The organism is Aliarcobacter faecis, from assembly GCF_013201705.1.
Taxonomy (GTDB): domain Bacteria; phylum Campylobacterota; class Campylobacteria; order Campylobacterales; family Arcobacteraceae; genus Aliarcobacter; species Aliarcobacter faecis.
On the sequence record NZ_CP053837.1, the window covers coordinates 1,079,015 to 1,104,527 of the forward strand.

Annotated in this window: 41 protein-coding genes; 21 read left to right on the forward strand and 20 right to left on the reverse strand. The window is 26.2% G+C overall.

The genetic code is table 11. The features are described from left to right. Positions 1-5 precede the first annotated feature (5 nt). On the reverse strand, positions 6-1,241 hold the full coding sequence (locus AFAEC_RS05445; protein WP_026806979.1) for an argininosuccinate synthase: 1,236 nt from the start codon (positions 1,239-1,241) through the stop codon (positions 6-8). 98 nt (positions 1,242-1,339) lie between these two features. Here AFAEC_RS05445 and AFAEC_RS05450 point away from each other — a divergent pair, with 98 nt between their 5' ends. The 5 genes from AFAEC_RS05450 to AFAEC_RS05470 are packed head-to-tail and all read left to right on the forward strand — an operon-like array spanning position 1,340 to position 4,772. Next, positions 1,340-1,588 (forward strand): S4 domain-containing protein, encoded by a 249-nt coding sequence (locus AFAEC_RS05450; RefSeq protein ID WP_026806978.1) that lies wholly within the window; start codon positions 1,340-1,342, stop codon positions 1,586-1,588. Further along, positions 1,589-2,575, forward strand: a complete 987-nt coding sequence (gene trpD, locus AFAEC_RS05455; protein ID WP_026806977.1) for an anthranilate phosphoribosyltransferase — start codon at positions 1,589-1,591, stop codon at positions 2,573-2,575. Next, positions 2,575-2,991: a tRNA (adenosine(37)-N6)-threonylcarbamoyltransferase complex ATPase subunit type 1 TsaE gene (gene tsaE / locus AFAEC_RS05460; RefSeq protein ID WP_026806976.1), complete on the forward strand. Its 417-nt coding sequence runs from the start codon at positions 2,575-2,577 to the stop codon at positions 2,989-2,991. The genes trpD and tsaE overlap by 1 nt, the downstream gene beginning before the upstream one ends. After that, entirely contained in the window at positions 2,984-3,709 is a 726-nt protein-coding gene (gene lptB, locus AFAEC_RS05465) for an LPS export ABC transporter ATP-binding protein (protein WP_026806975.1), read from the forward strand. The genes tsaE and lptB overlap by 8 nt, the downstream gene beginning before the upstream one ends. Before the next feature lie 31 nt (positions 3,710-3,740). Next, positions 3,741-4,772: a bifunctional 3,4-dihydroxy-2-butanone 4-phosphate synthase/GTP cyclohydrolase II gene (locus AFAEC_RS05470; RefSeq protein WP_026806974.1), complete on the forward strand. Its 1,032-nt coding sequence runs from the start codon at positions 3,741-3,743 to the stop codon at positions 4,770-4,772. A 164-nt stretch (positions 4,773-4,936) separates the two neighbouring features. Here the strand turns inward: AFAEC_RS05470 and AFAEC_RS05475 are convergent, their stop codons facing one another. The 19 genes from AFAEC_RS05475 to AFAEC_RS05565 form a co-directional block, all read right to left on the reverse strand. Continuing rightward, the gene (locus AFAEC_RS05475; RefSeq protein ID WP_154656350.1) at positions 4,937-5,074 is read right to left on the reverse strand and encodes a hypothetical protein; all 138 of its coding nucleotides are present in this window, start codon (positions 5,072-5,074) and stop codon (positions 4,937-4,939) included. Next, a complete protein-coding gene (locus AFAEC_RS12180; RefSeq protein WP_051487517.1) occupies positions 5,075-6,580 on the reverse strand; it encodes a hypothetical protein in 1,506 nt (501 codons plus the stop codon). A gap of 94 nt (positions 6,581-6,674) precedes the next feature. Further along, a complete protein-coding gene (locus AFAEC_RS05485) occupies positions 6,675-7,073 on the reverse strand; it encodes a hypothetical protein (RefSeq protein WP_026805592.1) in 399 nt (132 codons plus the stop codon). 251 nt (positions 7,074-7,324) lie between these two features. Continuing rightward, positions 7,325-7,777, reverse strand: a complete 453-nt coding sequence (locus tag AFAEC_RS05490; RefSeq protein WP_026806900.1) for a hypothetical protein — start codon at positions 7,775-7,777, stop codon at positions 7,325-7,327. A 404-nt stretch (positions 7,778-8,181) separates the two neighbouring features. Further along, on the reverse strand, positions 8,182-8,922 hold the full coding sequence (locus AFAEC_RS05495) for a hypothetical protein (protein ID WP_026806898.1): 741 nt from the start codon (positions 8,920-8,922) through the stop codon (positions 8,182-8,184). A 54-nt stretch (positions 8,923-8,976) separates the two neighbouring features. Beyond that, entirely contained in the window at positions 8,977-9,735 is a 759-nt protein-coding gene (locus AFAEC_RS05500; protein ID WP_172658628.1) for a hypothetical protein, read from the reverse strand. Position 9,736: 1 nt separating this feature from the next. Then, positions 9,737-10,771, reverse strand: coding sequence for a hypothetical protein (locus tag AFAEC_RS05505; protein WP_026806891.1), 1,035 nt, complete (start codon positions 10,769-10,771; stop codon positions 9,737-9,739). A 121-nt stretch (positions 10,772-10,892) separates the two neighbouring features. Continuing rightward, positions 10,893-12,101: a hypothetical protein gene (locus AFAEC_RS05510; protein WP_026806890.1), complete on the reverse strand. Its 1,209-nt coding sequence runs from the start codon at positions 12,099-12,101 to the stop codon at positions 10,893-10,895. Between the two features lie 2 nt (positions 12,102-12,103). After that, on the reverse strand, positions 12,104-12,337 hold the full coding sequence (locus AFAEC_RS05515; RefSeq protein ID WP_026806872.1) for a hypothetical protein: 234 nt from the start codon (positions 12,335-12,337) through the stop codon (positions 12,104-12,106). Beyond that, positions 12,337-12,786 (reverse strand): glycoside hydrolase family protein, encoded by a 450-nt coding sequence (locus tag AFAEC_RS05520; RefSeq protein WP_026806873.1) that lies wholly within the window; start codon positions 12,784-12,786, stop codon positions 12,337-12,339. The genes AFAEC_RS05515 and AFAEC_RS05520 overlap by 1 nt, the downstream gene beginning before the upstream one ends. Further along, complete coding sequence (locus AFAEC_RS05525; protein WP_026806874.1) at positions 12,783-12,968, reverse strand: hypothetical protein; 186 nt, start codon at positions 12,966-12,968, stop codon at positions 12,783-12,785. Before AFAEC_RS05525 ends, AFAEC_RS05520 begins: the two co-directional genes overlap by 4 nt. Then, positions 12,968-14,320 carry a hypothetical protein gene (locus AFAEC_RS05530; protein WP_026806875.1) on the reverse strand — a complete coding sequence of 451 codons (1,353 nt, stop codon included), beginning with the start codon at positions 14,318-14,320 and terminating at the stop codon, positions 12,968-12,970. The genes AFAEC_RS05525 and AFAEC_RS05530 overlap by 1 nt, the downstream gene beginning before the upstream one ends. A gap of 115 nt (positions 14,321-14,435) precedes the next feature. Further along, positions 14,436-14,831, reverse strand: a complete 396-nt coding sequence (locus tag AFAEC_RS05535; RefSeq protein ID WP_026806876.1) for a hypothetical protein — start codon at positions 14,829-14,831, stop codon at positions 14,436-14,438. A gap of 160 nt (positions 14,832-14,991) precedes the next feature. After that, positions 14,992-15,204 (reverse strand): hypothetical protein, encoded by a 213-nt coding sequence (locus AFAEC_RS05540; protein ID WP_026806877.1) that lies wholly within the window; start codon positions 15,202-15,204, stop codon positions 14,992-14,994. A 12-nt stretch (positions 15,205-15,216) separates the two neighbouring features. Next, entirely contained in the window at positions 15,217-15,522 is a 306-nt protein-coding gene (locus tag AFAEC_RS05545) for a hypothetical protein (RefSeq protein ID WP_026806878.1), read from the reverse strand. A 1-nt stretch (position 15,523) separates the two neighbouring features. Then, on the reverse strand, positions 15,524-15,733 hold the full coding sequence (locus AFAEC_RS05550; RefSeq protein ID WP_026806879.1) for a hypothetical protein: 210 nt from the start codon (positions 15,731-15,733) through the stop codon (positions 15,524-15,526). Between the two features lies 1 nt (position 15,734). After that, positions 15,735-15,947 carry a hypothetical protein gene (locus AFAEC_RS05555; protein ID WP_026806880.1) on the reverse strand — a complete coding sequence of 71 codons (213 nt, stop codon included), beginning with the start codon at positions 15,945-15,947 and terminating at the stop codon, positions 15,735-15,737. A 17-nt stretch (positions 15,948-15,964) separates the two neighbouring features. Next, entirely contained in the window at positions 15,965-16,186 is a 222-nt protein-coding gene (locus AFAEC_RS05560) for a hypothetical protein (RefSeq protein ID WP_026806881.1), read from the reverse strand. Between the two features lie 2 nt (positions 16,187-16,188). Beyond that, positions 16,189-16,758, reverse strand: coding sequence for a hypothetical protein (locus tag AFAEC_RS05565; RefSeq protein ID WP_026806882.1), 570 nt, complete (start codon positions 16,756-16,758; stop codon positions 16,189-16,191). Between the two features lie 143 nt (positions 16,759-16,901). Between AFAEC_RS05565 and AFAEC_RS05570 the strand changes: the two genes are divergently transcribed. From AFAEC_RS05570 to AFAEC_RS05640, 16 genes are all read left to right on the forward strand, one after another. Further along, positions 16,902-17,483 carry a MarR family transcriptional regulator gene (locus tag AFAEC_RS05570; RefSeq protein WP_026806883.1) on the forward strand — a complete coding sequence of 194 codons (582 nt, stop codon included), beginning with the start codon at positions 16,902-16,904 and terminating at the stop codon, positions 17,481-17,483. Between the two features lie 2 nt (positions 17,484-17,485). Next, entirely contained in the window at positions 17,486-17,707 is a 222-nt protein-coding gene (locus AFAEC_RS05575) for a hypothetical protein (RefSeq protein ID WP_026806881.1), read from the forward strand. A 17-nt stretch (positions 17,708-17,724) separates the two neighbouring features. Continuing rightward, complete coding sequence (locus AFAEC_RS05580; RefSeq protein WP_026806880.1) at positions 17,725-17,937, forward strand: hypothetical protein; 213 nt, start codon at positions 17,725-17,727, stop codon at positions 17,935-17,937. Position 17,938: 1 nt separating this feature from the next. Then, on the forward strand, positions 17,939-18,148 hold the full coding sequence (locus AFAEC_RS05585; protein ID WP_026806879.1) for a hypothetical protein: 210 nt from the start codon (positions 17,939-17,941) through the stop codon (positions 18,146-18,148). Position 18,149: 1 nt separating this feature from the next. Next, positions 18,150-18,455 carry a hypothetical protein gene (locus AFAEC_RS05590; RefSeq protein ID WP_026806878.1) on the forward strand — a complete coding sequence of 102 codons (306 nt, stop codon included), beginning with the start codon at positions 18,150-18,152 and terminating at the stop codon, positions 18,453-18,455. A gap of 12 nt (positions 18,456-18,467) precedes the next feature. Next, positions 18,468-18,680 carry a hypothetical protein gene (locus AFAEC_RS05595; RefSeq protein ID WP_026806877.1) on the forward strand — a complete coding sequence of 71 codons (213 nt, stop codon included), beginning with the start codon at positions 18,468-18,470 and terminating at the stop codon, positions 18,678-18,680. Between the two features lie 160 nt (positions 18,681-18,840). Further along, positions 18,841-19,236, forward strand: coding sequence for a hypothetical protein (locus tag AFAEC_RS05600; protein ID WP_172658629.1), 396 nt, complete (start codon positions 18,841-18,843; stop codon positions 19,234-19,236). Positions 19,237-19,351: 115 nt separating this feature from the next. Then, positions 19,352-20,704, forward strand: a complete 1,353-nt coding sequence (locus AFAEC_RS05605) for a hypothetical protein (protein ID WP_026806875.1) — start codon at positions 19,352-19,354, stop codon at positions 20,702-20,704. Next, on the forward strand, positions 20,704-20,889 hold the full coding sequence (locus AFAEC_RS05610) for a hypothetical protein (protein ID WP_026806874.1): 186 nt from the start codon (positions 20,704-20,706) through the stop codon (positions 20,887-20,889). The genes AFAEC_RS05605 and AFAEC_RS05610 overlap by 1 nt, the downstream gene beginning before the upstream one ends. Further along, a complete protein-coding gene (locus AFAEC_RS05615; RefSeq protein ID WP_026806873.1) occupies positions 20,886-21,335 on the forward strand; it encodes a glycoside hydrolase family protein in 450 nt (149 codons plus the stop codon). The genes AFAEC_RS05610 and AFAEC_RS05615 overlap by 4 nt, the downstream gene beginning before the upstream one ends. Further along, positions 21,335-21,568, forward strand: a complete 234-nt coding sequence (locus tag AFAEC_RS05620; RefSeq protein WP_026806872.1) for a hypothetical protein — start codon at positions 21,335-21,337, stop codon at positions 21,566-21,568. Before AFAEC_RS05615 ends, AFAEC_RS05620 begins: the two co-directional genes overlap by 1 nt. 2 nt (positions 21,569-21,570) lie before the next feature. Continuing rightward, on the forward strand, positions 21,571-22,779 hold the full coding sequence (locus AFAEC_RS05625) for a hypothetical protein (protein WP_026806894.1): 1,209 nt from the start codon (positions 21,571-21,573) through the stop codon (positions 22,777-22,779). A 4-nt stretch (positions 22,780-22,783) separates the two neighbouring features. Continuing rightward, entirely contained in the window at positions 22,784-22,906 is a 123-nt protein-coding gene (locus AFAEC_RS12270; RefSeq protein WP_257119377.1) for a hypothetical protein, read from the forward strand. Next, a complete protein-coding gene (locus AFAEC_RS05630) occupies positions 22,896-23,930 on the forward strand; it encodes a hypothetical protein (protein ID WP_026806895.1) in 1,035 nt (344 codons plus the stop codon). The genes AFAEC_RS12270 and AFAEC_RS05630 overlap by 11 nt, the downstream gene beginning before the upstream one ends. Position 23,931: 1 nt before the next feature. Further along, complete coding sequence (locus tag AFAEC_RS05635; RefSeq protein WP_172658630.1) at positions 23,932-24,690, forward strand: hypothetical protein; 759 nt, start codon at positions 23,932-23,934, stop codon at positions 24,688-24,690. A 54-nt stretch (positions 24,691-24,744) separates the two neighbouring features. Then, the gene (locus AFAEC_RS05640) at positions 24,745-25,485 is read left to right on the forward strand and encodes a hypothetical protein (RefSeq protein ID WP_026806903.1); all 741 of its coding nucleotides are present in this window, start codon (positions 24,745-24,747) and stop codon (positions 25,483-25,485) included. The last annotated feature ends 28 nt before the right edge of the window (positions 25,486-25,513 follow it).

Genomic DNA, 25,513 nt, shown 5'->3' on the forward strand with positions numbered 1-25,513 from the left:
TTAGATTATTTCTGTTTTTTACCTGCAATTACAAGTCTTAAAGCATTTAATCTAATAAACCCTTCTGCATCTTTTTGATTATAAACCTCATCTTTTTCAAAAGTAGAGTAAGCATCATCATATAAAGATTTTGATGACTCTCTTCCAATCACCATAACATTTCCTTTGTAAAGTTTTAATCTTACTTTACCTTCTACATTTTTTTGAGTTGCATCAATAGCAGCTTGAAGCATTTCTCTTTCAGGAGAGAACCAATACCCTTGATAAATTAGTTTTGCATATCTTGGCATTAATTCATCTTTTAAATGAGCTGCTTCTCTATCTAAAGTTAAAGATTCAATAGCTCTGTGAGCTTTTAGCATAATAGTTCCACCTGGAGTTTCATAACAACCTCTTGCTTTCATTCCAACATATCTATTTTCAACTATATCAACTCTTCCAATTCCATGTTTATTTCCAAGTTTATTTAGTGCTAAAAGAAGATTTGCAGGAGTGAGTTTTTCTCCATTTAGTGCAATTGGATCTCCATTTTTGTACTCAATTTCAATAATTTCAGCTTTATCTGGAGCTTTTTCAGGAGATGTTGTCCATAACCACATAGACTCTTCTGGCTCATTTGCTGGATTTTCTAAATGAAGACCTTCATAAGAGATATGAAGTAAATTTGCATCCATAGAGTAAGGGCTGATTTTTGGATTTCCATTTTCATCAACATGTTTTTGAGCTATTTCTATACCATGTTTTTTAGCATATTCAAGTAAACTTTCTCTTGAATTTAACTCCCACTCTCTCCAAGGAGCAATTACTTTTAAATCTGGATTTAGTGCTAATGCTCCAAGTTCAAATCTAACTTGGTCATTTCCTTTTCCTGTTGCTCCATGAGATACAGCTTCAGCACCTTTTTCATTTGCAATTTCAACTAATTTCTTTGCAATTAAAGGTCTAGCTATACTTGTTCCTAAAAGATACTCTCCTTCATAAATAGCATTTGCTCTAAACATAGGGAAAACATAATCTTTTACAAACTCCTCTTTTACATCTAAAATATATACATTTTCAGGTTTAATTCCACAAGCTATTGCTTTTGCTCGTGCTGGTTCAACCTCTTCACCTTGTCCTAAATCAGCTGTAAAAGTGATAACTTCTGCATTGTACTCATCTTGAAGCCATTTTAAAATAATAGAAGTATCTAATCCTCCACTATAAGCTAAAACTACTTTTTTAATATCTTTTTTGCTCATCTTATATCCTATTTTTAGTAAATTATTGTGGATTTTACCTAAGTTTTACTATAAAGAATTTTAAGCACTTTTAGAAAATTTTCGTTATAATCAATCTTATGAGAATAGATAAATTTTTAAATGCAGTAAATATTACAAAAAGAAGAGCCGTAGCTGAAGATATGTTGGAACACAAAGTTGTGTTTTTAAATGATATTGCAGTAAAAAAAGCAAAAGAGGTAAAAGTTGGAGATATTATAGAGATAAAATATCTTGAAAAGAGTGAAAAATTCAAAATTCTTCAAATTCCAACAACAAAATCAACACCAAAATCAAAAATAGATGAATATGTAGAGAGGTTAAATTAGATGTTTTTAGAGACAAAAGCAAAATTTGATGAAATTTTTGAAGATAAACTATCTCACGATGAAATAAGAGATTATTTTTTGGCTCTTTATGAAAGAGGGGAGACAGCTTCAGAACTTGCAGGAGCTGCTAGTTCTATGAGAGATTTTGTTATTCCTCTTCCAATAAGTGAAGAGTTAAGAGAAAAAGCTATTGATATAGTTGGAACTGGTGGAGATAAAAGTTATAGCTTTAACATTTCAAGTACAGTTTCTATTCTTTTAGCATCTGTTGGATGTTTTGTAGCAAAACATGGAAATAGAAGTGTTACAAGTAAAAGTGGAAGTGCAGATATGCTTGAAGCTTTGGGAATAAACTTAAATCTTAGTCTTGAAAATACAGCTAAAATGCTAGAAGAGACAGGTTTTGGATTTATGTTTGCAGCAAATCATCATCCTGCTATGAGATATATTACACCTGTGAGAAAAACAATAGACCATAGAACTATTATGAATATAATTGGACCTTTATGTAACCCTGCTGGAGTTAAAAAACAAGTAATTGGAGTTTTTCATAAAGATTTTATAAATAAAATTGCAACAGCCTTAGATTTATTAGATTGTAAAAGAGCTATGGTTTTATCTTCAAAAGATGGAATGGATGAGATTTCAATCTCTAGCATTACTTATGCAACACTTTTAGAAAATGGGAAACAAACAGATTTAGAGATAAATCCAGAGTATTATGGTTTAAAATTAGCTTCAAAAGATGATATTGTAGGAGAAGGACCAGAAATTAATGCACAAATTACAAGAGATATCTTAACTGGAAAAGAAAAAGGTGCAAAGTTAGATATTGTTTTAATAAATGCAGCAGCAACTTTGGTTGTAGATGAAAAAGCTAGAGATTTAAAAGAGGGCATACAAATAGCAAGAGATGCTATAAATGGTGGAAATGCAAAAAGAAAATTAGAAGAGATAGTAAAATTTTCACAAAGGCTTAGTTGTTGATGAGTAAAGAGTTTTTACTAGAAGAGACCCAAATAGATATTGTAGTTTCTTATCTTAGAAATATTTTACAAGATAGAGATTGTATAGTTATTTTAAGAGGAGATTTAGCAAGTGGGAAAACAACACTTGTAAAATACTTTGTAAAATCTCTTGGTTTAGAAGATATAGTAAATTCCCCAACTTTTTCACTTCAAGTGGTTTATGGTGATAATATTTTTCACTATGATTTATATAATAAATCCCTAGAAGAGTTTATTGCTTTAGGAATGCTTGAAGAGTTTGAGAAAAGTGGACTTCATTTTGTAGAGTGGGGTAATAGTAAACTAGAAAATATCTTGTGTGATTATGGATTTGATGTTTTAGTTATAGATATTTTAAAAAAAGATGATAAAAGGTTGTATAAAATATATGAATAAATTGAAAATTGTTGATATTAAAAAAAGTATTAAAAAAACTGAAATTTTACATGGTATCTCTCTTGAAGTTAATTCTGGTGAAATTGTAGGTCTTTTAGGACCAAATGGAGCAGGGAAAACTACAACTTTTTATACAGTTTGTGGTTTGGTAAAACCAAGTAGTGGAAAAGTTTTTTTTGATAATGAAGATATAACATCTTTACCTTTACATAAAAGAGCTTTAAAAGGAATAGGGTATTTACCTCAAGAATCATCTATTTTTAAAGATTTAAGTGTTGAAGACAACCTCCTTTTAGCAGCTGAAATTGTGTTTAAAGATAAAGATGAGCAAAATAGAAGAGTAGAAGAGCTTTTAGAATTACTTGATATTGAACCAATAAGACAAAGAAAAGGTGTTTCACTTTCAGGTGGAGAGAGAAGAAGAACAGAAATAGCAAGAGCTTTGGTTTCAAAACCAAAATTTTTACTTCTTGATGAACCTTTTGCTGGAGTTGATCCAATTGCAGTGAAAGACATTCAAGACCTAATAAATGAACTTACAAAAATAGGAATAGGAATTTTAATAACAGATCATAATGTAAGAGAAACTTTACAAATTTGTCATCGTGCTTATGTTATGAAAAGTGGTAGTTTACTAGCAAGTGGAACTTCTGAAGAGATTAAAAATGATCCTAGAGTAAAAGAGCACTATTTAGGTGATGATTTTAAATTTAATTAATAAAATATAAATAATTTATGAAAGATAAAAAATGAATGCAATAATAAGAGTTAAAGAAGCAATAGAAGAGATAAAAAAAGGTAATATGGTAATTATGCTTGATGATGAGGATAGAGAAAATGAGGGTGATTTAGTTTACTCAGCAGCTCTTAGTACTCCTTGGCATGTTAATTTTATGGTAACACATGCAAAAGGTTTAGTTTGCGTTAGTGTTTCAAATGAGACTGCAAAAAGATTAGAACTTTATCCAATGGTTACTACAAATACATCATCTTATGAGACTGCATTTACAGTTTCTGTTGATGATGCAAATGCAGCAACAGGTATTAGTGCAGTAGAAAGAGATAATACTATAAAAATTCTAGCAAATCCTATATCAAAAGCTGTTGAGTTGGTTCGTCCTGGACATATTTTTCCACTTATTGCAAAAGATGGTGGAGTATTAGTAAGAACTGGACATACTGAAGGAAGTATAGATCTATGTAAACTAGCTGGATTAAAAGGTGAAGCAGTTATTTGTGAAATTTTAAAAGAAGATGGAACAATGGCAAGAAGAGATGATTTAGATATTTTTGCTACTAAACATAATTTAAAACAGATTTACATCTCTGATTTGGTTGAATATAGATTATCTCATGAAAAACTAATAAATGATGTTTCAAGTACTCAAAGTAAGTTTTTTGGGCAAGAAGTCCTAAAAAAAGAGTTTAAAGACCATTTAAATAATATCCATACAGCTATTATATTTGGTGAGATAAAAGATTTAACTCATGTGAAATTTCATACAATAAGACCAGATATTAAAATCTTTTTAAATGATGATAAACTTCATTCAATGTTAAAAACTATAAATTTTCTACAAAGTAAAGGTGGTGTTTTAATATTTTTAAATAATGAAAATAAAAACCAAGAGATAGAGAAAAATTATGGTATTGGTGCACAAATATTAAATTCATTAAATATTAAAAAAGTAAAACTAATGACAAGTGGAGGAAAACACTCATTTGTTGGATTAAATGGTTTTGGATTAGAAATTATTGAAGAGATACAAATAGAGTCTTAAAAGCTAGTTTTAAATTACTAGCATTATAATTTAGTATTGAAAACTATAATAATCAATATAAACTTAAATATAGCTTTAAATTTTGCTTTTTTTGTTTCTAGTATTTTTTTAATTTTGTAATTAAAACAAAATAAAACTTAAAAAACAATTAATTTTAATTGTTCTTATTTTAACTTATCTTTAGTTTCTAAAACTGTTAATCTTTTTTCTATTGCAAAGGCAAATTTAAAAACAGGGTACAAAACCAAAGTATTTAACAATATCAAAAATTGAGATATATTATTTATTATTTCTAAATTCATTTAATTAACCACTATATCTTTTTTAAAAAGATTTAAATGAGTTTCGTCTTTTGAAACAACAGTATTTGGCACAGTAATATACTTATTGTCTTTCATGATTGAAACTTGAAAAGTTTCAAATGGGTAAACCCTGTTTTGAGTTGTTTTATCTTTAAAATCAAGATAGAAAGCCACAACTAAATCATCATTTTTAATAACGGTTGCATATTCAACTTCAATATTCTCAGGCGGAGTACCATTATCATATTTAAAAACTAAACCATTATAGTAATCAGAAGCAACAGTAAGAACTAATGACCCCTTTAAGCCTTGTGCATTATAATATAGAATTGATATTACATCTCCAATATTAACAGAAAGACCAAAAACAAAATAAAATCTATTCTTTAACAAAGCTCCATCTTGATACAACAAATTCTTATTTTTTAAATATTCAAATTTGTACTCTATATTTGTATTTTCTCCACTATTATCTTCACCGCCTTGATTGTTTTCTCCATTATTGTTTTCGCCATTATCTTCACCACCTTGAGAAGAAGCAAGAACAAATACACCACTGTTTTTTATATTATTTTGTATAAGTTCAACAAAACCATCAAACCCAGTATAAATACCATTGTTTACTAAATATCCCAGAAAATCTAAATCATTCCCATTTTTACCTATTAATGAAGCAAGATACTCATGTTCCGTTCCTGAAAAACCATTTTTTAAAGCTAATTCATAAGCTGATAATCCATTTTGACCTTTTAAACTATCTTTTTGAGATTGTGTTAAATCTTCAAAATTCCCATTTTGTCCTTTTAAAGAGTCTAAATATTCCTGCTCTGTTCCTGAAAAACCATTTTTTAAAGCTAATTCATAAGCTGATAATCCATCTTGACCTTTTAAGCTATCTTTTTGAGATTGTGTTAAATCTTCAAAATTCCCATTTTCTCCTTTTAAAGAGTCTAAATATTGCTGCTCTGTTCCTGAAAAACCATTTTTTAGTGCAAGTTCATAAGCTGATAATCCATCTTTACCTTTTAAACTATCTTTTTGAGATTGTGTTAAATCTTCAAAATTTCCATCTTTTCCTTTTAAAGAATTTAAAAAATCTATTTCATTACCCTCAAACCCATATCTTTTAGCTAATTCATAAGCACCATCTCCTTTATCTCCCTTATCTCCTTTAACTTTTAAAAACTCTTTTTGTTCAGGTGTTAAAGTATCAAATTCTATTTTTAAAGTATTTATCTCTAAATTTGTTAAAACTGAATTTAATTGCTCTAATTTTTGATTAAAAGTAACTTTCAAGGCTTCAAGTTCTGCAACTGTGTAATTTATAGTTTTATTTGATAACTGATTTAAAACATTATTGATATCAGATATCTCTTTATCTATATCTTTTGCTTCACTTGGTGTCAAATCTGATGACTCTAATCTATCCAAAAAGTACTTGCTTTGTTTTTGTAAACCTAAAAGCAAATTTTGTAAGATTGATTGTTGTAATTCTGTATTATCCATACTTTATCCTTTTTTTTATTTTTTATGTAAATTAAAAAAGGCTAGATAAATCAATATCTAACCTTTGTATTTTTTTGTTATCTATAAATAGATATTAAAGTAAACCAAAGTTTGCAGTATCTAATGAAACATCTTTTGGTGTATCTGCACTATATGGAGCAGGGAATGGTTTGCAAGACATTAAATAAGCATAAACATTTGATATTGGAGTTTTAAACACTATAGGTCTTCTACTACTATTTGCTACATAAATAGGAACGTGTACACCGTGCTTAATAAGTACTCTATCACTAGCATTTACTGAACTTGTAGCAGTTGAAACACCTGTAACAGATAAAGTTAAATTTTGCTCATATACTTCAACCTCGCCTTCTAAAAGAGCGATATATCCAGCAATCTCAGACTCATCAAGTTGTATTGTTGATGTTCCTGATTTTTCTCCTCTTCCACCCCAGTTTGTTTTTTGTTTAATTATAAATTTTTTTTGAGCCATTTTATTTTTTTTCCTTTTAATTTTAATTTTGTTTTTTTTATAATCCTAGTTCTTTTAAAAATCTTCTTTTTTATTTTTTTGAGGTTTTGCAAGACTTAAAAGCTATTGATTGATGAAATTAAAGAGTTTTTTAAAAAGGTTGTCAATAGTTCAATTTTTTTCTTATGAAGTCCGATTTTATAGGTGTTTTAAAGAAAAAAATTGAAATAGGTAATTTTTTGGGGTTTTAAAAGTTGTTAAAAGTAGGGTGTTTATAGATTACGATTTTTTAAGGGATAAACATAAACAGCAATAAATGGAATAAAAATAAAGCACAATAACCAAAATGTCTTATCTTTAGTGTTTGTAAAAATTTTATAAATTCCATATATCCATAAAATGCAAAAATTCAATATTATAAATAAACCCATAATAATAGATAATGTTTCATTTATAAGAATAGAGAAAATACCGAAAATATGAAGAAAAATTTGAATATTTAAAAATAAATAATCTATTTCATTTTCTTTATTATTATTTGAATTTATATTTATAACTTTTTGAGAAGTTTTAGAATTTAAAGAGTCTATCTTTTGATTATTTATATTAGTATTATTTTTTGACTTAATTGTCTTATATGTTATTTCATCTTCTAAAGCTTCATTTTCAGCTTTTAAAACTTTTTTTTCATCATTCCAATAGTTTTTTAAATCATCATTTTTCATTTAATTTTATTCTCGAATTTTGAAAAAAAAATAACAATATTAAGAAAAGGGACTAAACAAAGAAATATATTTATAAACTTATCTGGATAATCATCTTTAACAACTCTATAGACAGCTAAAAAGAAAAAAATAAAATTAAAATAAATAAATTGATGATAATCGCTTTTATAAATATTAAAAAGTAAAAAAGTAAAGAGAGAAGATGAAAAAAAGATTATCAAATTAACATTAAATTTATAATTTTCTATTTTTTCATATTCCTTTAATCTTAAATGTTCATTTTCTGTTTTTATTTCTTTAAATGCTTTATTGAGTTTTTTGTCATCTTCCCAATAGTTTTTTAAATCATCATTTTTCATTTAATTTTTTCCTTGTATATTATAAAATTAAGTTTGAAGTATATATCATTTTAGATAAAACTTTATTTTATCTTTATCTATTCTTTTATTTCTGAACTTTAGAGTTTCGGTAATAACATTTTGAATTACTTTAAAATCTTTATACTTTTTGATATTTGGAATAAAGCTAACCATTTGAAAATTACCATCATAAATTTTAAAGCTTACTCTTTTAAAATAGTTTCCATCATCTTTTTTAATTGCTACATTTACATATTCAAACTCTCTTATTTCTATTAATTGACCTGAAACAAATTTATCAAAAAAGTTTTTTAATTCTTGTACATTATTAGAATAAAAGTTTTCTGTATAAGTTCTACTATTATATTTATACACTACTTGGAAGAGATTTTGGTCAAGTATAGTTTCGTCTTTTATATCAACTCTTACATCATCATAAAAACCTATTATAGGCTCATCTACAATCAATTGAGTTTTTAAAAATTTTTCGATATCTTCTTTTGTAGTGGTAGGCTTTAGATTATATAAATCAATTTGCTTTGAATGATTATTTGAATAACAAAAAAATGACCATTTATAAATTCCATAATCTTCACTTGGGAATCTATCTATATTATCATTAGTACCTATTTTAAAATTTTTAGAATAGATAACTTTTTTAATATTTAATATTTCAGCTTCTGAAATTTCAGTAATTAAATTAAAACAATCGTTATAGTTATCAGCTTCAAGGAAGAAGCTATCAACCCTACCTAATTGAGTAGAGATATGGTATATATTTGACATAATTATCCTTTATTTTCTTTTTAGTACCATAACGGGCGAAGCCCTTATGGTTAATTACTTAACAACTCCCGAACGATTAACAACTTTAAGCAATGCTTCCGTTAAGTTAAATATTTCGCCCTCACTATTTTTTGCAAACTCTGAATATTGATTTAATTTTTCAACAAGTTTACTCCAACTTTCCGCACTACTATCTGTTATTTTTTCGCCCGTTACTCTTTCAAAGAGTTTTTTATCTACATTTGTATTTTTCCAAGTGCTAGTTTTCGTTTTATGAAGATACAAGTTAAAGTTTTCTTGACTTGAAACTCCTTTAATTTGTGAAGCTTTACCACCCATATCTAAAAGTCTATTTTCCATATTCATACGAATATTTTTATCTTGATAGATTTTATTATCAATGTGATTCAAATTATCATTTATTATTTTTGCTACTTGTATTCTTTCTGATGTTTTATCAGCACCAATAACAGCGGAAGCTAAAGCAAGACCTTTTTTGCCTATTTTTGAAGATGTTTTTAATTTACTAATTTTTTGTTTCATTTTTCCAACAACTATATAAGCCCAAAGCATAGTAAATCTAGTTCCTGCTTTTCTTATATATTCCATTATGTGCATATAAGCATATAATGTAAGACCCATTGAGAGAGTTGTAATAAAGTTTTGTACAGCTCCATCGAAATCGCTATCACTTTCAAAATCTTTTTTTACGGGTTCTGTATATTCTCTCATTTTACGAAAAAGAAAAGATGATAAAAAATCATCTATTCCATCTTCTACACTATTACCTAAAATATTTCCTAAGCTTTGCATATTAAATTTCTCCTACACTTTTAATATTATATTTAGTTTTTTTCTCTTTAAAATCTTCCGTAAACTCATCTTTTAATCTATTTAAAATGACTTCAAAAGGGTTATAATCTAAGTCAAAACCATCGCTAACCATATCTTCAACAAAATCAGTTATATCGTCCATATCAAAAGAGTTTTCAGATTTTAAGGCTTCAATCTCTTCCTTTAATCTAATAACTTCCAATTCTCTTTTATTTACTTTAGTTCCATTATATGTTATATCTTTCTCGTCTTCCATAGCATTAGTTTTTTCTAAAGTTTTATTAATTGCTTCTAAACCTTTAGAAGTATCGGAATTAGTTAATTGAGTAGTTACACCTCTTACCGCAGTTCTAATAATATCTCCACTTTCTTCGGTAGATTTTGCTAAATCTTTAAATCCTTGTTTTGTGGCTTTTTCAACATTTTCTATATTTTCAGCTACTACACCATTCATTGCGATATTAGAGAAACTTAAATCATTAGAATATTCAAAAACTTTGGATAAAGCAGAAATATTAACAGCAATTGAAGATAAAATATTATTTTGTTTAGATTGTTCTGCGAAAGAATTTAAACCAGAAATAGACACAGACTCAACTAAAGAAGATAAATGAGTATTTATCCCTATAATAGATTTATTTAAAAATTCTAATTGTTTTTCAATTCTTAAAGAATTTTCGCTTAATACAGATAATAAATTTGTAGTATTTACAACAGTTGGAGCAATAGGAATATCTGCAGCTTTAGGTAAAGTAGCATAATAATCCATAAGTTTTTCACTTATAAACTTTCCTCCAACTTCAAGTTCTTCAACCAATTCAATAGATTTTTTATTAAAAATATCACTTTCAGTTTTATAATATTTTACTAACCCAACATCTAATTTATTGTGCTCATCTATAGCAATAGCAGTAGCAGTAACACCAACACCTAAAAAAGCAGATGCTTTACTATATATTGTGGGAATAGCAGACCTAATATAAGAACCAACAGCAAGAGCAATAGGAACAGCCATATTTAATTACCCCCTAATATTTTTAAGATAGCTTTTAAAGTAGTATCAATGCTTTGTAATAGTGTCTTACAATCATCTATTACTACAATTTCCTCGTATTCGTTTTCATTTTCCATTTTTTTTAACCTTTATTTTTTAAGCAGTCTAAAAGACAACACTTATATTTTTTTTTTACTTTATTACCTAAAAGTTCAAGAGCTCCATAAAATTTCTTAAACTTTTCACTTTCTTCAACACCTTTTAAAAATGCAATATGAATAGTTATCATATCGCTAGATTTTATTTTTATTTGTTCCTCTTCTCTTTCATTTACATATATTCCATTATAGATATGATTTTGAGTATAAAAGAAATATGCAAAGTAATCTTGAATTACAAGAGTAGAAGAGAATAGGGGGAATTGAAAATTTTTATAATTCTCTTTTAAGTATTTACTTAAATGATATTGCCTTTGCCCTAATCCACCAATTAAGTATGAATTTGCATTACTTGAATTTATATTAAGTAGTTCAAAAAGTAGATTAAAATCTTCTTTTTTAATTTCTATTGAATGAGAAAATATCTCTTTAAAATCAAACAGAAAAATATCTCCTTCAATATAAGGACGATGAACTTTTCCTAAATAGTCTATAACTTCACTTTCGAGATATTGAATGCCTTTATAAAAATTTAATTTATCAACATTTAAACTAAATTTATTTATAAAAGTAAAAAATCTTTTATTGTATTCCCAATTTAAAAAGTGTTCCATATATTCAACAATCTTTTTAAAATTACTATGATTTCTTCCATAATGTACATCAATATTAAAAAATATTCTTTCCATATAATCAGGGATTATTTGAGTATGTAGTGCGATAGGTGAAACATAATCAGGATAAGTTGTAAAGGGCAAAGAATAAGATTTATAATAATCATACTCTTTTAAAATATAAAATTCATTTATTTGCTCTTGGTTAAAATATTTAGCAATATTTGGAGCTTCAGAATAAATTTTTATTTCATATTTTTTATTATCTAAAATAAATAGATTTTCTTTTGTGAAGCCTTTATAATTAACATTTAATTCTGTAACGGCTGAAAACTCATTAAAAAGATAGTTTCTAGGGATATCAATATATGGAAAAGCTTCTAGCACTTCCGTTGATTGACCATAATTATCTATTTTAGAGACATATTGCTCATAATATGGAGCTATAAATTCAACATTAGGATAACTTAATTCTTTAAAATCACCTATAACAAAATCAAAATTATTACTATTAAATTTATAGATATCCAAAGGATAACGACCTCTTGGATAGTTTTCCAAATCTACAATTTGAGACATAATTAAGCCTTAGATTTTTGGCAAGTAATCATATTACAATTACTTAAAGCATTTGAAATCTCTTTTGTAATTGTATTATTACTTTGTTCGGCAAGATAATCAATAGCTAGTTTTGAAACTTCTAGCAATTTATCATCTTTTTTTGTATCAGTTGTTTTAATATATTCACTTATTGTTTTAGTTGCAACTGGAATAAGCAAATTTATAAAAACTTGTTTTAAAATTGTTAGTAACATTATATAAATTCTCCTTTTCGCATTTGTAAAGCTAATTTATAGCTTCTTGTTTCTTTTTCATTTTTATCTTTTCTTAGAGCCACAAAGTCTCTATGCCATTTACTATCTAACATTTCTTTTGAAGCGGTTTCATAATCCCTTTCATTTACCGCTTTAATCATTTTTTGAAACTTTTTAAATCCAGTTTCGCCAAGATTAAAAACCATTTGAATTAATACATTTTTAACGCAGTCATCCACGTAGTAAAAATGATCAAAAAAACCATATAAAAATAAATTACATCTTTCTATATCTTCATCTAACATTCTAAGGGCTTCATCTTTTGTTATTCCTCTTGTTTCTAAATTTCTACCCACTCCTATAGTTTGATATCCAGCTGGGCAAGTGTAAACCTTTAATTTTAAGCCCTCATTTTCAATAAGGCTTTGTTTTAATTTTTCATAATTCATTTTTTTAACTCCATTAATCTTTTAATATTTCTTCTTACAGCGTTGTAAGAAATCCCACATCTTTTAGCTATTGTAAAAGCTGATATATTTATTTTTTTCTCATTTTCTATATTATCTTGTACAAGTTCACACATAGCATTTAAAACAAGAATTTCATTTTGTTTAAAATATAATCTACTCATTAAGCTATCCTTTTTCTAAACTCTTTAAATGTTGTAATATTTGAGCTATCTGTATCTAAGAAAGTAAAAAGGCAATCAAGATTATTTTTTAAATCTTTTTTATATTTATGAATTTCAAGCACATCTATTCCTGAATGATTTAAGAAATCTTCCGCCCTTGTACAAAAATCAAGAGTTTTAAGTCTTGCATTATCAACTAAGCCTAAATGTTTAGTTTGTTGCAGTTCTTTATCGGCATTTAGTAAAATTTCTACGAGTTCAGAAGCATTAAAAGAGCCTCTTTTTAATTTAATAAATGTTGATAAAACAGCTTTGAAAGCATTTTTAACATACATCACAGCGGGTTTACTTACATCTCTTATTTTTTGTAGTTTCTCTACTATATTGCCTTTAAATTCAGACATAAAAAGCCACAAAGGGTGTATAACTGCTCTTTGAAATCTCTTTTTAATTGCTTCTTGACTTAAGATGATAATTTCATCATCATTGATTTTATATCCTGATTGTATCTCTTGACACTCTTTATTAGAGAAGTCTTTTAAAACAAAGGTATTTATTAAATAGTTCCAAATACTAGAGATTGATTTTAATAAGCTATCTAAGTTTTCAATAAGACCAAAAGAGCTACAAAGTTCTTTTAACTTTTCTCTTCTTAATTGAAATTCAATTCGCCAAACTGTTTTTGTATCATCATATTTTGGGTTCTGCTCCCACGATAGATATTTTACAAATGCAGTTTTTTTATCTTTTTCAATTTTGTGAGTTTTATTATAAATTCTCAACATTTCAGCACCTTTACCAATAGAAAAGCCCGTAAATTTTAAGCCACTAAAAAATAATTCTGTATCTTGATTATGAATTTTTCTAAGTTTTTTTAATGTTTTTAATCTATAAAAATCTAGTATGTTAAAGTTATAACCTTGTATATCCTTAGCCAAATGAAGTTCTGATACTTTAATGAAATAGTTTTTTAACAAAGAGCCTACATATTCAACAACTGTTTTAATGGCTCTTGTATAACCATTTCTTAAAAGAAATTCACTCCTAAATTCAGCTTTTACAACGGGGTTTTTATGTTCACTTATTTTTCTAAAAGATAGGGTAAAATCAGCATTTTGACAAACAACATTAAAACCATTTTGAGACGAAGCCATAACACGAAGCTTTATTCCATTAAGATTTACAGAGACATATCGCTCTTGACTATCTTCGTTTTTAATATCCATAGCTTTTCTTTTTGCTACTAGAAAGATATCTACAAAAGCATTAAATATCATTTTGTCCGCTTCTATATCAGCTGGATAAAATTGTAATTTTAAAGTATCTACTAAATCATTCAAACATACATACATTTTTTAAAGTTCCTTTTTTTCTACTATTTAGGGTAGGGGTGCTTATTTTGTCCCTTTTAGCCCCCCTTGTTAATCTAGCAGGGGACTAAGATTTTTTTTTCTTTTTTTTTAAGTTTTATAACTCCACAAATTGCGAGAAAATAGGCTTAATTAAAGTATTTCCAAACTCTTTAACTTCTCCTAATCTTCCTACAGCTAAATATCTACAATCTATTTTTAAATCTTCAAAATCTTTTTGCTTAATAGGAGTTTCTATCTCTCCACCAATAAATGATATTTTTGCAGTATATTTATTAGGGTAAAATGCAGGTATTCCGTTATTTTCTTTTTGTATTCCAGTTTCTTTATCCATTATTGGTTTACCTGGTATCTCTACAAGCTCAACAACCTTGCAACCTAAAGAGATTTTGTTTTCTTCTCTTTGTTTAAGTTTAAAATCAAACTCCTCTTGTTGTTTTTGAAGAGCAAGAGCTATTTTTTCATCTATACTTAATTCTTTATTTTTTTCCATTGGGGTAATCCTTTTTTTTATTTATTTTAAGTTCCTAAGAACTTAAAGAAGTTGTTAAAAAAAACAACTTTCTTAAATTCTCTCTTTTCAGCCTAACGGCTAAGAATAGCTCTCTTTAAGCCTTAACGGGCAAAGCCCTTAGGCTTAAGGCTTTTTTCTTTTATTTTAATTTCCAATAAATGCCCCCAAAATTGATATAAAATACCTTTCCCATATCTACGATTTTTTCAAAATCGTTAAGAGTGCTTTGCACTCCGCTTTTAGAGGTAAAATTATCAAGTTTACTAAGAAGTTCATCTTTAGTAACATATTGGACTTTTTCCATTTCTTCTATTGGAAGTTTATTTTTAAAGTAGATTTCACAAGCTGACATTTTTATCCTTTCCTATATTTCAACATCTAAAGCTAAAAGCTTTAAATCAAAATTCATTTCTGACTTAAGTTCTTTTTCTATTTGCATAACTTCTATTTTTGCTTTAAACAAATCAATAACTAACTTTAATCTTTTAATATCCATTCCTAAATCGAACTCTTTATCTATCAAATCATCATAATTAAATGAATTTGTTTTATTTTGCTTTTGTAAAAGTGTCATATTCTCAATTACTTTTAAAAGCTCTTGATTTTTCTCAAAAAGCTTATTTTGACAATCAATCATTTTTTTAGTTAAATTTTCTATTTCTATTTTCATTTTAAAACCCTTCTAATTCTTTAGAAATAGCAATTTTATTGCTCAAACTATTTTCTATTTTTATAATTTCTTCTTTTATTTTTTCTTTATCAAAAGAAGTTATAAGAATGGAATTTAATTCATTTATAAGCTTTAAATATTTTTTTGAAAGTTCTGATATTTCAACAACTATCATAAATTTATTTTGATTTTTAAATTGTTGTGGTGTCATATTAACACTCCGAAACAAGATTTTCTAAAGCTTTAAATCTGTTAGAAAATTTTTCTTCTATTGCTAAAATATCTTTATTCATTCTTTCTTTTTTAGAAACACTAAATAAATCAAGAGTTAAAAGATGTAACAAACTTCCATATTCTCTATCTAAATCATTACATTGATAGATAAGCTTTCTTTTTTTATTATTCTTTTTTATTTGTAAAATCATTTTATAAGCCTTTCTAATTATGAACATTTAAGATTATTTGCTAAAGAAAACAATCTACTTTTTAATCTATTTTGAGATTTATTCTCAAAGCCATTATTTTGTATTTTTTTTAATAATCTATTCTCAAAAGCTGAGAAAAATTTTTCTATCTCTTGGCACTCTAAACTACAATATTGTTTAGGGCGACCTTTTTTATTTTCTTCAATTTTTGAGAAACAAAGAGGGCAAATCAATTTCATTATTAAGCTCCTTTATTAATTCTAGTTAATGAAATTAACTCTTGAATATTTTTTCTTAAAAGGATAGGGCGGTTATATTTCTTCTTTAACTCTTCATTTTCTGAAATAAAATCAATGATATTTCTTATTAATATCTCTTGATAGTTTTCAAGCATTAAAAAAATAGATTTTAAATTAGTAGATTTACTAACTTTAGTTTTAGAAGGAATTTTCTCAAAAAAATAGCAATATAATTCCGAAGCAGATGAAAGAGGGCTATTTACAAAGCTATTATCACTTTTTAGTAATTGCTTATTTTTAACAGTTACTAAATATTGATAACTACTTATATTTTTTTCGCTTTTTACATTTTTATTTTGCTTAACAATATAACCATTTTTTAAAAGATTTTTTAAAGATTTTGAAAGAGTATTAAAAGAAGAGATACTTAATTCTTCTTTCATATCTTTTAATAAGAAGTCCGATTTTAGAGCTATATAAGATAATATTCTAAAATCAATAGATTTTATTTCACTATCAATCAATGCAATTTGAATAGTTTGTAAAAAATCTTTACTTATTGAGTCGTTCATAGATAACCACCTTAAATGTTTACCTACAAGACCAATTTTTATAATAATGACAACAGTTTGAAAATTATAGTTTTCAATACTAAATTATAAATAAAAAATCTTTAATCTTTGCTTTTTTGTTTCTTATAAAAAGGATTATTTAAATGGAAAATTTAAAGCTTGATTATTCAGACTTTGTTCAACTTCTTGAATTTGCTACTCTTGATACTTCTTTAAATGTAAAAGACTTTCGAGTCTTATGTTATGTGTATTTTAATGATAATTTTACACAACAAAAGCTAAGTAAAGATTTAAAAATTTCTTCACTTGGCGTTGTTATATCTTCACTTAAGAAATTAGAAAAACTTGAGTATATTGAGAAAGTTTCTAAGCATACTAAAAAAATAAAAAATGTTAGTTCTTATAATTATCTTGTACTTACTAAAAATTTGAATGTACATAAAAATCATAATAACTCTATAAATTCATATTTTAAAGATACTTCAAGCCTTTATAATTACTTTTTTGAATTAATCCCTACTTCTAAAAAAATAGCTTATTTTGAGAATTATAAAGCTGTTGATTTACTTCTTAATTATGACAAATTTACTTTTGAACAAATTAAAACAATCATTGATTTTATTTCAGAAAATGAAGAGTTAAAGAAGAAATATAACCGCCCTATCCTTTTAAGAAAAAATATTCAAGAGTTAATTTCATTAACTAGAATTAATAAAGGAGCTTAATAATGAAATTGATTTGCCCTCTTTGTTTCTCAAAAATTGAAGAAAATAAAAAAGGTCGCCCTAAACAATATTGTAGTTTAGAGTGCCAAGAGATAGAAAAATTTTTCTCAGCTTTTGAGAATAGATTATTAAAAAAAATACAAAATAATGGCTTTGAGAATAAATCTCAAAATAGATTAAAAAGTAGATTGTTTTCTTTAGCAAATAATCTTAAATGTTCATAATTAGAAAGGCTTATAAAATGATTTTACAAATAAAAAAGAATAATAAAAAAAGAAAGCTTATCTATCAATGTAATGATTTAGATAGAGAATATGGAAGTTTGTTACATCTTTTAACTCTTGATTTATTTAGTGTTTCTAAAAAAGAAAGAATGAATAAAGATATTTTAGCAATAGAAGAAAAATTTTCTAACAGATTTAAAGCTTTAGAAAATCTTGTTTCGGAGTGTTAATATGACACCACAACAATTTAAAAATCAAAATAAATTTATGATAGTTGTTGAAATATCAGAACTTTCAAAAAAATATTTAAAGCTTATAAATGAATTAAATTCCATTCTTATAACTTCTTTTGATAAAGAAAAAATAAAAGAAGAAATTATAAAAATAGAAAATAGTTTGAGCAATAAAATTGCTATTTCTAAAGAATTAGAAGGGTTTTAAAATGAAAATAGAAATAGAAAATTTAACTAAAAAAATGATTGATTGTCAAAATAAGCTTTTTGAGAAAAATCAAGAGCTTTTAAAAGTAATTGAGAATATGACACTTTTACAAAAGCAAAATAAAACAAATTCATTTAATTATGATGATTTGATAGATAAAGAGTTCGATTTAGGAATGGATATTAAAAGATTAAAGTTAGTTATTGATTTGTTTAAAGCAAAAATAGAAGTTATGCAAATAGAAAAAGAACTTAAGTCAGAAATGAATTTTGATTTAAAGCTTTTAGCTTTAGATGTTGAAATATAGGAAAGGATAAAAATGTCAGCTTGTGAAATCTACTTTAAAAATAAACTTCCAATAGAAGAAATGGAAAAAGTCCAATATGTTACTAAAGATGAACTTCTTAGTAAACTTGATAATTTTACCTCTAAAAGCGGAGTGCAAAGCACTCTTAACGATTTTGAAAAAATCGTAGATATGGGAAAGGTATTTTATATCAATTTTGGGGGCATTTATTGGAAATTAAAATAAAAGAAAAAAGCCTTAAGCCTAAGGGCTTTGCCCGTTAAGGCTTAAAGAGAGCTATTCTTAGCCGTTAGGCTGAAAAGAGAGAATTTAAGAAAGTTGTTTTTTTTAACAACTTCTTTAAGTTCTTAGGAACTTAAAATAAATAAAAAAAAGGATTACCCCAATGAAAAAAAATAAAGAATTAAGTATAGATGAAAAAATAGCTCTTGCTCTTCAAAAACAACAAGAGGAGTTTGATTTTAAACTTAAACAAAGAGAAGAAAACAAAATCTCTTTAGGTTGCAAGGTTGTTGAGCTTGTAGAGATACCAGGTAAACCAATAATGGATAAAGAAACTGGAATACAAAAAGAAAATAACGGAATACCTGCATTTTACCCTAATAAATATACTGCAAAAATATCATTTATTGGTGGAGAGATAGAAACTCCTATTAAGCAAAAAGATTTTGAAGATTTAAAAATAGATTGTAGATATTTAGCTGTAGGAAGATTAGGAGAAGTTAAAGAGTTTGGAAATACTTTAATTAAGCCTATTTTCTCGCAATTTGTGGAGTTATAAAACTTAAAAAAAAAGAAAAAAAAATCTTAGTCCCCTGCTAGATTAACAAGGGGGGCTAAAAGGGACAAAATAAGCACCCCTACCCTAAATAGTAGAAAAAAAGGAACTTTAAAAAATGTATGTATGTTTGAATGATTTAGTAGATACTTTAAAATTACAATTTTATCCAGCTGATATAGAAGCGGACAAAATGATATTTAATGCTTTTGTAGATATCTTTCTAGTAGCAAAAAGAAAAGCTATGGATATTAAAAACGAAGATAGTCAAGAGCGATATGTCTCTGTAAATCTTAATGGAATAAAGCTTCGTGTTATGGCTTCGTCTCAAAATGGTTTTAATGTTGTTTGTCAAAATGCTGATTTTACCCTATCTTTTAGAAAAATAAGTGAACATAAAAACCCCGTTGTAAAAGCTGAATTTAGGAGTGAATTTCTTTTAAGAAATGGTTATACAAGAGCCATTAAAACAGTTGTTGAATATGTAGGCTCTTTGTTAAAAAACTATTTCATTAAAGTATCAGAACTTCATTTGGCTAAGGATATACAAGGTTATAACTTTAACATACTAGATTTTTATAGATTAAAAACATTAAAAAAACTTAGAAAAATTCATAATCAAGATACAGAATTATTTTTTAGTGGCTTAAAATTTACGGGCTTTTCTATTGGTAAAGGTGCTGAAATGTTGAGAATTTATAATAAAACTCACAAAATTGAAAAAGATAAAAAAACTGCATTTGTAAAATATCTATCGTGGGAGCAGAACCCAAAATATGATGATACAAAAACAGTTTGGCGAATTGAATTTCAATTAAGAAGAGAAAAGTTAAAAGAACTTTGTAGCTCTTTTGGTCTTATTGAAAACTTAGATAGCTTATTAAAATCAATCTCTAGTATTTGGAACTATTTAATAAATACCTTTGTTTTAAAAGACTTCTCTAATAAAGAGTGTCAAGAGATACAATCAGGATATAAAATCAATGATGATGAAATTATCATCTTAAGTCAAGAAGCAATTAAAAAGAGATTTCAAAGAGCAGTTATACACCCTTTGTGGCTTTTTATGTCTGAATTTAAAGGCAATATAGTAGAGAAACTACAAAAAATAAGAGATGTAAGTAAACCCGCTGTGATGTATGTTAAAAATGCTTTCAAAGCTGTTTTATCAACATTTATTAAATTAAAAAGAGGCTCTTTTAATGCTTCTGAACTCGTAGAAATTTTACTAAATGCCGATAAAGAACTGCAACAAACTAAACATTTAGGCTTAGTTGATAATGCAAGACTTAAAACTCTTGATTTTTGTACAAGGGCGGAAGATTTCTTAAATCATTCAGGAATAGATGTGCTTGAAATTCATAAATATAAAAAAGATTTAAAAAATAATCTTGATTGCCTTTTTACTTTCTTAGATACAGATAGCTCAAATATTACAACATTTAAAGAGTTTAGAAAAAGGATAGCTTAATGAGTAGATTATATTTTAAACAAAATGAAATTCTTGTTTTAAATGCTATGTGTGAACTTGTACAAGATAATATAGAAAATGAGAAAAAAATAAATATATCAGCTTTTACAATAGCTAAAAGATGTGGGATTTCTTACAACGCTGTAAGAAGAAATATTAAAAGATTAATGGAGTTAAAAAAATGAATTATGAAAAATTAAAACAAAGCCTTATTGAAAATGAGGGCTTAAAATTAAAGGTTTACACTTGCCCAGCTGGATATCAAACTATAGGAGTGGGTAGAAATTTAGAAACAAGAGGAATAACAAAAGATGAAGCCCTTAGAATGTTAGATGAAGATATAGAAAGATGTAATTTATTTTTATATGGTTTTTTTGATCATTTTTACTACGTGGATGACTGCGTTAAAAATGTATTAATTCAAATGGTTTTTAATCTTGGCGAAACTGGATTTAAAAAGTTTCAAAAAATGATTAAAGCGGTAAATGAAAGGGATTATGAAACCGCTTCAAAAGAAATGTTAGATAGTAAATGGCATAGAGACTTTGTGGCTCTAAGAAAAGATAAAAATGAAAAAGAAACAAGAAGCTATAAATTAGCTTTACAAATGCGAAAAGGAGAATTTATATAATGTTACTAACAATTTTAAAACAAGTTTTTATAAATTTGCTTATTCCAGTTGCAACTAAAACAATAAGTGAATATATTAAAACAACTGATACAAAAAAAGATGATAAATTGCTAGAAGTTTCAAAACTAGCTATTGATTATCTTGCCGAACAAAGTAATAATACAATTACAAAAGAGATTTCAAATGCTTTAAGTAATTGTAATATGATTACTTGCCAAAAATCTAAGGCTTAATTATGTCTCAAATTGTAGATTTGGAAAACTATCCAAGAGGTCGTTATCCTTTGGATATCTATAAATTTAATAGTAATAATTTTGATTTTGTTATAGGTGATTTTAAAGAATTAAGTTATCCTAATGTTGAATTTATAGCTCCATATTATGAGCAATATGTCTCTAAAACAGATAATGATGGTCAAACAACGGAAGTACTAGAAGCTTTTCCATATATTGATATCCCTCGAAATTATCTTTTTAATGAGTTTTCAGCAGTTACAGAATTAAATGTTAATTATAAAGGCTTCACAAAAGAAAATCTATTTATTTTAGATAATGAAAAATATGAAATAAAAATTTATTCTGAAGCTCCAAATATTGCTAAATATTTTAGCCAAGAGCAAATAAATGAATTTTATATTTTAAAAGAATATGATTATTATAAATCTTATTCTTTGCCCTTTACAACTTATCCTGATTATATTTCTCCTATCGCACTACATACTCAAATAATCCCCGATTACATGGAAAGAATATTTTTTAATATTGATGTGCATTATGGAAGAAATCATAGTAATTTTAAAAAGATTGTTGAATATATGGAACACTTTTTGAATTGGGAATACAATAAAAATTTTTTTACTTTTATAAATAAATTTAGTTTAAATGTTGGTAAATTAAATTTTTATAAAGGTATTCAATATCTCGAAACTGAAGTGATAGACTATTTAGGAAGTATTCATCGTCCATATGTCGAAGAAAATATTTTTTTGTTTGATTTTAAAGAGATATTTTCTTATTCAAAACAAATTAAAAAAGAAGATTTTAATCTACTTTTTGAACTACTTAATATAAATTCAAGTAATGCAAACTCTTATCTAATTTCTGGATTAGGGCAAAGGCAATATCATTTAAGTAAATACTTAAAAGAAAATTATAAAAATTTTCAATTCCCCCTATTCTCTTCTACTCTTGTAATTCAAGATTACTTTGCATATTTTTTTTATACTCAAAAACATATCTATGACGGAATATATGTAAATGAGAGACAAGAGGAACAAATAAAAATAAAATCTAGCGATACGATAACTATTCATATTGCATTTTTAAAAGGTGTTGAACAAGGTGAAAAGTTTAAGAAATTTTATGGAGCTCTTGAACTTTTAGGTAATAAAGTAAAAATAAAATATAAGTGTTGTCTTTTAGACTGCTTAAAAAATAAAGGTTAAAAAAATGGAAAATGAAAACGAATATGAGGAAATTGTAGTAATAGATGATTGTAAAACACTATTACAAAGCATTGATACTACTTTAAAAGCTATCTTAAAAATATTAGGGGGAGCAAATGGCTCATAAACAATTATATGGTGTTTGTTACAGTGATTGTTCTGATGAAAGCCACCCTAATAAAAATAATGATTTTATGGAAACGGGGGATTGGTTACATAATGATTTTTTAGTTCGTGGAGTTCGTTCTAATAAGGGTTTTATGATTATAAATTCTGTCTGCACAATTAACGATTTTAAGAAATTAAAAGGTGTTATGGATAGTAGTGATAAAGATGTTTCGTTCTCTTTAGACGCAGAAAAAGATAGAGAAGAAAAGTTAAGTAGTTCATTTTCAAATGTTCCAGGTGCTAAAATCTCTTATCCAGAAGATAAATATAAAGATGTAAAAAAAGATATTGTTGTTCCTACTGATTTGCTTATGGCTTCTCAATTTTCTCATTTGCTTAATAAATATAATTCTGATTTAAATTACGAAAAAATAAAATATGATAGTTCTTTAAATCTGGCTAGAACAAAAGAAATGATTGAACAAACAGAAACTTTAAAAAAAATATTTCAATCAAATGCAGGTTTAGTAAAAATCGAAGCTCAAAAATTAGAAATTGAAAGTAAAAATTTAGCTATTCAAGAAAAAATATCTAAAAAAGAAACAACATTTAAAAATACTGCAAATATAACAAATACATTTGATAAAGAGTTTGCGGAAGTTTTAGGAAATAAAATATCTGATAGTATAAAGCCCATTTTAGAGCAACAAAATAAGACTTTAGAAAGTATTAATAATATTTTAAAAACACAAGATACTTATTATAAAAATCTAACTGCTAAAACTGTTAATTTTGAGGGGAAAGATTATAGTCCACAAGAGATAGAGAATTTTAAAAATGTAGAGCAATTAAAAGGCTCTAAAGATGAAAACTCATTTAATATGGAGGATATAGTTGATTTTATAGAAGATATCTTTAGCGATGGTTTTGACTTAGATTATAACCCTTTTGAAGTCATTTTAAATAAATTAAAAGATGAGTTTACGGAAGATTTTAAAGAGAAAAAAACTAAATATAATATTAAAAGTGTAGGAGAAATTTAATATGCAAAGCTTAGGAAATATTTTAGGTAATAGTGTAGAAGATGGAATAGATGATTTTGTATCATCTTTTCTTTTTCGTAAAATGAGAGAATATACAGAACCCGTAAAAAAAGATTTTGAAAGCGATAGTGATTTCGATGGAGCTGTACAAAACTTTATTACAACTTTATCAATGGGTCTTACATTATATGCTTATATGCACATAATGGAATATATAAGAAAAGCAGGAACTAGATTTACTATGCTTTGGGCTTATATTGTTGCTGGAAAAATGAAAGAAAAAATTAAAAAACTTAAACCTACTTCGAAAATTGGTAAAAAAGGATTAAGACTTGCTACTGCTGTAATCGGTGCTGATAAAACTGGCGAAAGAATACAAGTAGCAAAAATAATAAATGATAATTTAAATCATATTGATAATAAGATTTATCAAGATAAAAATATTCGTATGAATATGGAAAATAGGCTTTTAGATATGGGCGGTAAAGCTTCACAAATTAAAGGAGTTTCAAGTCAAGAGAATTTTAATCTATATCTTCATAAAACTAAAACTAGCACTTGGAAAAATACAAATGTAGATAAGAAACTTTTTGAGAGAGTAACGGGCGAAAAAATAACAGATAGTAGTGCGGAAAGTTGGAGTAAACTTGTTGAAAAATTAAATCAATATTCAGAGTTTGCAAAAAATAGTGAGGGCGAAATATTTAACCTAACGGAAGCATTGCTTAAAGTTGTTAATCGTTCGGGAGTTGTTAAGTAATTAACCATAAGGGCTTCGCCCGTTATGGTACTAAAAAGAAAATAAAGGATAATTATGTCAAATATATACCATATCTCTACTCAATTAGGTAGGGTTGATAGCTTCTTCCTTGAAGCTGATAACTATAACGATTGTTTTAATTTAATTACTGAAATTTCAGAAGCTGAAATATTAAATATTAAAAAAGTTATCTATTCTAAAAATTTTAAAATAGGTACTAATGATAATATAGATAGATTCCCAAGTGAAGATTATGGAATTTATAAATGGTCATTTTTTTGTTATTCAAATAATCATTCAAAGCAAATTGATTTATATAATCTAAAGCCTACCACTACAAAAGAAGATATCGAAAAATTTTTAAAAACTCAATTGATTGTAGATGAGCCTATAATAGGTTTTTATGATGATGTAAGAGTTGATATAAAAGACGAAACTATACTTGACCAAAATCTCTTCCAAGTAGTGTATAAATATAATAGTAGAACTTATACAGAAAACTTTTATTCTAATAATGTACAAGAATTAAAAAACTTTTTTGATAAATTTGTTTCAGGTCAATTAATAGAAATAAGAGAGTTTGAATATGTAAATGTAGCAATTAAAAAAGATGATGGAAACTATTTTAAAAGGTTAAGCTTTAAGATTTATGATGGTAACTTACAAATGGTCAGCTTTATTCCAAATATCAAAAAGCATAAAGATTTTAAAGTAATTCAAAATGCTATTATCGAAACTCTAAAGTTCAGAAATAAAAGAATAGAGAAAGATAAGATAAAGTTTTATCTAAAATGATTTTATATATACTTCAAACTTAATTTTT

What these genes read in the sequence shown, in the direction of transcription:
- AFAEC_RS05610 (WP_026806874.1), top strand. Translation starts at nt 20,704, where the DNA reads ATGAGTAGATTATATTTTAAACAAAATGAAATTCTTGTTTTAAATGCT.
- AFAEC_RS05530 (WP_026806875.1), bottom strand. Translation starts at nt 14,320, where the DNA reads ATGTATGTATGTTTGAATGATTTAGTAGATACTTTAAAATTACAATTT.
- tsaE (WP_026806976.1), top strand. Translation starts at nt 2,575, where the DNA reads ATGAGTAAAGAGTTTTTACTAGAAGAGACCCAAATAGATATTGTAGTT.
- AFAEC_RS05570 (WP_026806883.1), top strand. Translation starts at nt 16,902, where the DNA reads ATGGAAAATTTAAAGCTTGATTATTCAGACTTTGTTCAACTTCTTGAA.
- lptB (WP_026806975.1), top strand. Translation starts at nt 2,984, where the DNA reads ATGAATAAATTGAAAATTGTTGATATTAAAAAAAGTATTAAAAAAACT.
- AFAEC_RS05490 (WP_026806900.1), bottom strand. Translation starts at nt 7,777, where the DNA reads ATGAAAAATGATGATTTAAAAAACTATTGGAATGATGAAAAAAAAGTT.
- AFAEC_RS05450 (WP_026806978.1), top strand. Translation starts at nt 1,340, where the DNA reads ATGAGAATAGATAAATTTTTAAATGCAGTAAATATTACAAAAAGAAGA.
- AFAEC_RS05630 (WP_026806895.1), top strand. Translation starts at nt 22,896, where the DNA reads ATGGCTCATAAACAATTATATGGTGTTTGTTACAGTGATTGTTCTGAT.
- AFAEC_RS05590 (WP_026806878.1), top strand. Translation starts at nt 18,150, where the DNA reads ATGAAAATAGAAATAGAAAATTTAACTAAAAAAATGATTGATTGTCAA.
- AFAEC_RS05500 (WP_172658628.1), bottom strand. Translation starts at nt 9,735, where the DNA reads ATGCAAAGCTTAGGAAATATTTTAGGTAATAGTGTAGAAGATGGAATA.
- AFAEC_RS05510 (WP_026806890.1), bottom strand. Translation starts at nt 12,101, where the DNA reads ATGTCTCAAATTGTAGATTTGGAAAACTATCCAAGAGGTCGTTATCCT.
- AFAEC_RS05515 (WP_026806872.1), bottom strand. Translation starts at nt 12,337, where the DNA reads ATGTTACTAACAATTTTAAAACAAGTTTTTATAAATTTGCTTATTCCA.
- AFAEC_RS05470 (WP_026806974.1), top strand. Translation starts at nt 3,741, where the DNA reads ATGAATGCAATAATAAGAGTTAAAGAAGCAATAGAAGAGATAAAAAAA.
- AFAEC_RS05555 (WP_026806880.1), bottom strand. Translation starts at nt 15,947, where the DNA reads ATGATTTTACAAATAAAAAAGAATAATAAAAAAAGAAAGCTTATCTAT.
- AFAEC_RS05520 (WP_026806873.1), bottom strand. Translation starts at nt 12,786, where the DNA reads ATGAATTATGAAAAATTAAAACAAAGCCTTATTGAAAATGAGGGCTTA.
- AFAEC_RS05565 (WP_026806882.1), bottom strand. Translation starts at nt 16,758, where the DNA reads ATGAACGACTCAATAAGTAAAGATTTTTTACAAACTATTCAAATTGCA.
- AFAEC_RS05540 (WP_026806877.1), bottom strand. Translation starts at nt 15,204, where the DNA reads ATGTCAGCTTGTGAAATCTACTTTAAAAATAAACTTCCAATAGAAGAA.
- AFAEC_RS05595 (WP_026806877.1), top strand. Translation starts at nt 18,468, where the DNA reads ATGTCAGCTTGTGAAATCTACTTTAAAAATAAACTTCCAATAGAAGAA.
- AFAEC_RS05495 (WP_026806898.1), bottom strand. Translation starts at nt 8,922, where the DNA reads ATGTCAAATATATACCATATCTCTACTCAATTAGGTAGGGTTGATAGC.
- AFAEC_RS05605 (WP_026806875.1), top strand. Translation starts at nt 19,352, where the DNA reads ATGTATGTATGTTTGAATGATTTAGTAGATACTTTAAAATTACAATTT.
- AFAEC_RS05505 (WP_026806891.1), bottom strand. Translation starts at nt 10,771, where the DNA reads ATGGCTGTTCCTATTGCTCTTGCTGTTGGTTCTTATATTAGGTCTGCT.
- AFAEC_RS05615 (WP_026806873.1), top strand. Translation starts at nt 20,886, where the DNA reads ATGAATTATGAAAAATTAAAACAAAGCCTTATTGAAAATGAGGGCTTA.
- AFAEC_RS05600 (WP_172658629.1), top strand. Translation starts at nt 18,841, where the DNA reads ATGAAAAAAAATAAAGAATTAAGTATAGATGAAAAAATAGCTCTTGCT.
- AFAEC_RS05445 (WP_026806979.1), bottom strand. Translation starts at nt 1,241, where the DNA reads ATGAGCAAAAAAGATATTAAAAAAGTAGTTTTAGCTTATAGTGGAGGA.
- AFAEC_RS05620 (WP_026806872.1), top strand. Translation starts at nt 21,335, where the DNA reads ATGTTACTAACAATTTTAAAACAAGTTTTTATAAATTTGCTTATTCCA.
- AFAEC_RS05580 (WP_026806880.1), top strand. Translation starts at nt 17,725, where the DNA reads ATGATTTTACAAATAAAAAAGAATAATAAAAAAAGAAAGCTTATCTAT.
- AFAEC_RS05575 (WP_026806881.1), top strand. Translation starts at nt 17,486, where the DNA reads ATGAAATTGATTTGCCCTCTTTGTTTCTCAAAAATTGAAGAAAATAAA.
- AFAEC_RS05640 (WP_026806903.1), top strand. Translation starts at nt 24,745, where the DNA reads ATGTCAAATATATACCATATCTCTACTCAATTAGGTAGGGTTGATAGC.
- AFAEC_RS05535 (WP_026806876.1), bottom strand. Translation starts at nt 14,831, where the DNA reads ATGGAAAAAAATAAAGAATTAAGTATAGATGAAAAAATAGCTCTTGCT.
- AFAEC_RS05545 (WP_026806878.1), bottom strand. Translation starts at nt 15,522, where the DNA reads ATGAAAATAGAAATAGAAAATTTAACTAAAAAAATGATTGATTGTCAA.
- AFAEC_RS05585 (WP_026806879.1), top strand. Translation starts at nt 17,939, where the DNA reads ATGACACCACAACAATTTAAAAATCAAAATAAATTTATGATAGTTGTT.
- AFAEC_RS05475 (WP_154656350.1), bottom strand. Translation starts at nt 5,074, where the DNA reads ATGAATTTAGAAATAATAAATAATATATCTCAATTTTTGATATTGTTA.
- AFAEC_RS05485 (WP_026805592.1), bottom strand. Translation starts at nt 7,073, where the DNA reads ATGGCTCAAAAAAAATTTATAATTAAACAAAAAACAAACTGGGGTGGA.
- AFAEC_RS05625 (WP_026806894.1), top strand. Translation starts at nt 21,571, where the DNA reads ATGTCTCAAATTGTAGATTTGGAAAACTATCCAAGAGGTCGTTATCCT.
- AFAEC_RS05525 (WP_026806874.1), bottom strand. Translation starts at nt 12,968, where the DNA reads ATGAGTAGATTATATTTTAAACAAAATGAAATTCTTGTTTTAAATGCT.
- AFAEC_RS12180 (WP_051487517.1), bottom strand. Translation starts at nt 6,580, where the DNA reads ATGGATAATACAGAATTACAACAATCAATCTTACAAAATTTGCTTTTA.
- AFAEC_RS05550 (WP_026806879.1), bottom strand. Translation starts at nt 15,733, where the DNA reads ATGACACCACAACAATTTAAAAATCAAAATAAATTTATGATAGTTGTT.
- AFAEC_RS05560 (WP_026806881.1), bottom strand. Translation starts at nt 16,186, where the DNA reads ATGAAATTGATTTGCCCTCTTTGTTTCTCAAAAATTGAAGAAAATAAA.
- trpD (WP_026806977.1), top strand. Translation starts at nt 1,589, where the DNA reads ATGTTTTTAGAGACAAAAGCAAAATTTGATGAAATTTTTGAAGATAAA.
- AFAEC_RS05635 (WP_172658630.1), top strand. Translation starts at nt 23,932, where the DNA reads ATGCAAAGCTTAGGAAATATTTTAGGTAATAGTGTAGAAGATGGAATA.
- AFAEC_RS12270 (WP_257119377.1), top strand. Translation starts at nt 22,784, where the DNA reads ATGGAAAATGAAAACGAATATGAGGAAATTGTAGTAATAGATGATTGT.